The sequence below is a fragment of the Aliivibrio sp. SR45-2 genome (assembly GCF_963890165.1).
In the GTDB taxonomy this organism is placed as follows: Bacteria; Pseudomonadota; Gammaproteobacteria; order Enterobacterales; family Vibrionaceae; genus Aliivibrio; species Aliivibrio salmonicida.
The window spans coordinates 1-4,543 of record NZ_CAWPRC010000225.1 but is presented as its reverse complement, the minus strand read 5'-3'; the positions used below and the strand labels follow the sequence as shown (position 1 = coordinate 4,543).

Sequence of the window (4,543 nt, the reverse complement as noted above, 5' to 3'; positions counted from 1 at the left end):
ATTATGCCTTTCAGTATTGCTTGCTGCTTCATGTTCAGCACAAGCAGATAGATTAGATGAGATTCAAGAATCTGGCGTCATTCGTATCGGCACAACGGGCGACTACAAACCCTTCTCTTCCTTTGATGGAAAAAACTATACAGGGTATGACATTGACGTTGCTAAACACATCGCAGCCCAATTAGGTGTAAAGCTTGAATTAGTTAAAACGTCTTGGAAAAACCTTATTCCAGATCTAAATGCAGATAAATATGACATTGCAATGGGTGGAATAACACGAAAAATGCAACGCCAATTACACGCAGAACAAACTCAAGGTTATATGACGTTTGGGAAGTGCTTTCTTGTTGCTAAAGGAAAAGCCGACGCATTCAATACCATCGATAAAGTGAACATGAAAGAAGTGCGTGTTGGCATCAATATTGGTGGTACCAATGAAATATTTGCAGACGCTCATCTACAAAATGCGACCTTTACACGTTATGAGAATAATCTTGATGTCCCACAAGCAGTCGCCACTGATAAAGTTGATGTCATGGTAACCGAAACACCTGAAGCATTATTTTATCAAGCAACCGATAAACGATTGGAAGCCGCGCGTTGTGAGACCCCATTTACGAAAAGCCAATTCGGCTATCTTGTCCCTAAAGGAGAGCAAGAACTATTAAATACGGTTAATTTCATTATGGATGAAATGAAATTAAAAAATATTGATGAACAGTTTATGAAAAACAACTCATTAAGATAACATCACGCTATAAATATTTGCCTTAATTCTCTTAAGGTACATATTTATTATGATTAGCAGATTTACTGGAGGTGAGTGTTTTACCTCCTTTTGATCTCAATTCAATTTCCATCCATAGAAAATCGCTTTCTATTATCAGAAACGTACAATGAATATTGCATAACGTAACTAATTTATTATCACAAAGATCAAAAAATGACTGCATAGAACGACATATCAACGTTTGGTTACTCATAACACCTCTTTATAAGAAATTTAAATATAATAGATAATTCAAATCACTTTGTGCTGTCACTTCGGAAATAGGAAAACCTGTTATTTAATAAAAACAACATAGCAAAGCTCATGATGTTCTTATCTTCGTAATGCCTCCTTAAAACTAAGGCAGTAAAAGTACCCTCCGGAAAATTAGCTATAATCTTCAGAGTTTATAAGCACCAAAAAAGCGTGATTCTATTTTACAAATGTAAGGGAATGTTAATTAAATAGAATGGACTAATAGATAGGATGATTTGAGGAGAGTATAAAAATAGAGTAGAATTTTATTGAATGAAAGACGCAAACATAAGTAACTGTTATCTAAGTATAAATTTAACTATAAACCGTTCCTTACTTCTGTAAAATAGAAGGAGGTATTAACAACGAGAGAATTAAAATAACGAATGTTAAATATAACGACAATAATGAAAACTAATCATTAAGGTTCATTTACGTGATCAAACTCACCACTTTGAAAATTCATCGAAAAATATCTAATTAATCCCTTTTGTGCGACTTCTGTCTCATCCTCTGACAGCCCAATGTACTTTAAACTTATCCTCTCTGATTGATGTCCAATCGTCGTCATTAACATACTAATGTCCTTACCTGTAGAAAAATACAAATGCCGCGCAAAACTCTTTCTTAAACTGTGGCACCCTACTTTCACATTTACGCCTATTTCTTTTAATACTAACGTTAATTTAGAAAAAACATGCCAGCACGCTTGTCTTGTCAGTCGTCCCTCCTTGTTCTTGGCCCTATTACTTAATAACGTGCGGCGATTAAAAATATCGTCACAATGTAAATATTGATACTTATTCTCGCGATTTTTTAAAATAGTGACCGTTTCTTTACTCAAATAAACCCGTCTTATCACAGGAGAGAATGAATCTTGGGCTTGTTTAATTCGGGCATCGATCATCGGTTGCCATGTTAACGGCGCTAAATTATTAACGTATTGATATGGCGTAATATACAATGCCGTCATTTTTTTAGGCTTACCTTGATAATGTAAAAACAATTCATCTTTAATTTTCTTTAACACTTTGTGTTTCGCTTTCGTTTTTCGAGCTAATGTGCCTTTACTCTCAATAATCTCACAACGTCCCATTGAATAATTAATATCACTGTATTTCATTGATAATATATCGCTTATCCTTAACCCTGTTTCTAGCCCTATTTTCCATATAAGAGTAAAGGTAGGATCATGGTTCATCTTTAAGTACTCTTCTGCGTAACGAAGATGTTTCCTACTTTTAATTGGTTCTACGTAAGCCATTGTTTTCTCCTTGATACCATTACACCCGTTGATCATTAGAACGAGCATAATAATTATAGTCTATCAAATTACCACACACGTAATTATTGCATTTATCAATAACATTAAGCACCTTTAACAATATGAAATTTAAGTATTTTAGACATAAAAAAGCCCGCAATACTGCGGGCTATATTAATAATAAAATAAGGATTACATTGACTAATCCATTAAGCTTTTCGATTTAATTGCTTTTTTAGATAACTCTTTTGCAAATACGGCAATGTCATTTTCAAACTGTTCAATACTGTCTCGAATATCATCCAATTTCACAGTCAACATTTCTCTGTTTTCCATAATTATCTTGCCATTAACAATCGTGGTATCAACATTACTCGGGTTTGCTTGATAAACCAGCGTAGCATACGGATCATAACTTGGCATCATGTTCGCTGATTGTGTTTCTACAATCACAATATCCGCTTTTTTCCCAACTTCTAACGAACCAATTTCATCTTCCATATGAAGTGCTTTTGCTCCGCCAAGTGTTGCCATTTCGATGACTTGTTCAGGGATCATGATTGTTCTATTAGAGTGTTTCAAACGCTGCATATTTGCGGCGTAGCTTAATGTTCGCCATAAATCGACTTGATTTGAGCTCATTGGTCCATCAGTACCTAAGCCGATTCTCATGTCAGCTCGATACATGTCCCAGGCTGGGGCAATCCCTGTAGCTCCTTTGGCATTCGCCATTGGATTGTAAGAGACACCAACGTCGGATTTTTTCAACAATGCTTGATCACGTTGAGATAGGTGAATACCGTGAGCAATAACAACACGTTCATCAAGTACCCCTATTTCATCTAAATATTCAACGGGTGATGTTGCTTTTGTCGTGTCTTTGATTCTTTGTTCTTCGTTTGGAAACTCAGCAACGTGAATTAACACGGGCACATCGTATTTCTCTGATAATCCATTAATCTCTTGAAGCTTATCTTTACTTACGGTGTAAACAGCATGAGGCGCATACGCCGGCGTAATTAGAGGATCATTTTTATATTCATTAATAAATGATTCCGCGTATTCTATTCCCCCATAAGGTTGCTTAGCATCTACCACCGGAAATTTAATCACCGTTTCACCAAGAACGGCTCTTAAGCCTACCTCTTTGGTGGCTTTTGCCATTTCATCCATGTGGTAATACATATCAGCGTAAGTTGTTACTCCACTTTGAGCTAAATCAATCGCCCCTAATTTAGTTGCGCTATAAATTAGTTCTCTGCTTAATTTCTCAGATTCTAATGGGAAAAAATACGCAAATAATCGATTTGAAATACCCTCCTCTCCTAAACCTCGAAAAGCGATCATCGGTAAATGGTTATGGCTATTTGTCATACCTGGCATAACGATACCATCTTCTGCATCAATCACTTTAGGTGCTTGGTATTGTTCTAATAATTCAGCGCTACCAACGGCAATGATCTTATTGTTTTTAACCACAACAACACCATTATCGATAACTTGCATTGAAGAATTAATCGTTAATATTTGTCCATTATTAATAATCAAATCAGCGTTATAATCTTGTTTTTCAATAGTCGTTCCACAACCGCCCAACAATATTGCACTAATACTCAATACCAAGCTTTTAAGCTTCATTCCTAAACCTTAATAATTTTTCCCCATAATGAATATAAAGATAAATATCTGGGGGAAATATTTATCTTTATTTGTAATATACATTACAATCTACATGCTAAATAAGTCATTAGATATAGTAAAAAATAGCGTTATGAATAGTTTAATTACCTATCTGATGACTCAATCTAAATACCGTTAATTCAAACGATGCTCTTATTCATCATTAAAGTTGTAACCAAAAAAAAGAACGTAAGCGTTTATAGCTATACGTTCTTCTCTTTTGCACTTAGCTATATAAAGCAAGCTTATAACTCAAACATTTTATCAAATTCTCTTTGTGCTAAAATGTCTTCGATCTTTATACGAGGATCTTGCTTAGCCGCAGTATCCGTATTGGCTTGCTTCGTTTTCTTCCCTGTTTTAACTTCGCGCGTTGCTTTTGTTTTACTTGTCATGTAACTCTCCATTTGAGAGTGCATCTTAACAGTTTAAGAGCAACAATGTATCATGGCAGCGTCAATTTTATACTAAAAACGCTTAATTAGATAATAATAATGATCTTGATCCAATTATTATTATCCCTCTTGTGTACGGTTTTTTTGTAGTTTTCCCATTAAGAACTTAATTACTATAGG

Annotated in this window: 4 protein-coding genes; 1 reads left to right on the top strand and 3 read right to left on the bottom strand. The window is 34.9% G+C overall.

From position 1 onward, the window contains the following. Nucleotides 1–16 precede the first annotated feature (16 nt). The gene (locus tag AACV33_RS20990) at nt 17–748 is read left to right on the top strand and encodes a transporter substrate-binding domain-containing protein (protein ID WP_182700624.1); all 732 of its coding nucleotides are present in this window, start codon (nt 17–19) and stop codon (nt 746–748) included. Between the two features lie 697 nt (nt 749–1,445). Here the strand turns inward: AACV33_RS20990 and AACV33_RS20985 are convergent. The 3 genes from AACV33_RS20985 to AACV33_RS20975 all read right to left on the bottom strand — a co-directional run bounded on the left by AACV33_RS20985 (nt 1,446) and on the right by AACV33_RS20975 (nt 4,363). Next, the gene (locus AACV33_RS20985; RefSeq protein ID WP_182700623.1) at nt 1,446–2,288 is read right to left on the bottom strand and encodes a tyrosine-type recombinase/integrase; all 843 of its coding nucleotides are present in this window, start codon (nt 2,286–2,288) and stop codon (nt 1,446–1,448) included. Nucleotides 2,289–2,489: 201 nt separating this feature from the next. Beyond that, nucleotides 2,490–3,926 carry an amidohydrolase gene (locus tag AACV33_RS20980; RefSeq protein ID WP_182700622.1) on the bottom strand — a complete coding sequence of 479 codons (1,437 nt, stop codon included), beginning with the start codon at nt 3,924–3,926 and terminating at the stop codon, nt 2,490–2,492. Between the two features lie 287 nt (nt 3,927–4,213). Continuing rightward, entirely contained in the window at nt 4,214–4,363 is a 150-nt protein-coding gene (locus AACV33_RS20975) for a hypothetical protein (protein WP_017020745.1), read from the bottom strand. Nucleotides 4,364–4,543 lie beyond the last annotated feature (180 nt).

Bases quoted from the DNA above. Each gene is read 5' to 3' on its own strand.
- AACV33_RS20975 (WP_017020745.1), bottom strand. From the start codon at position 4,363: ATGACAAGTAAAACAAAAGCAACGCGCGAAGTTAAAACAGGGAAGAAA.
- AACV33_RS20980 (WP_182700622.1), bottom strand. From the start codon at position 3,926: ATGAAGCTTAAAAGCTTGGTATTGAGTATTAGTGCAATATTGTTGGGC.
- AACV33_RS20985 (WP_182700623.1), bottom strand. From the start codon at position 2,288: ATGGCTTACGTAGAACCAATTAAAAGTAGGAAACATCTTCGTTACGCA.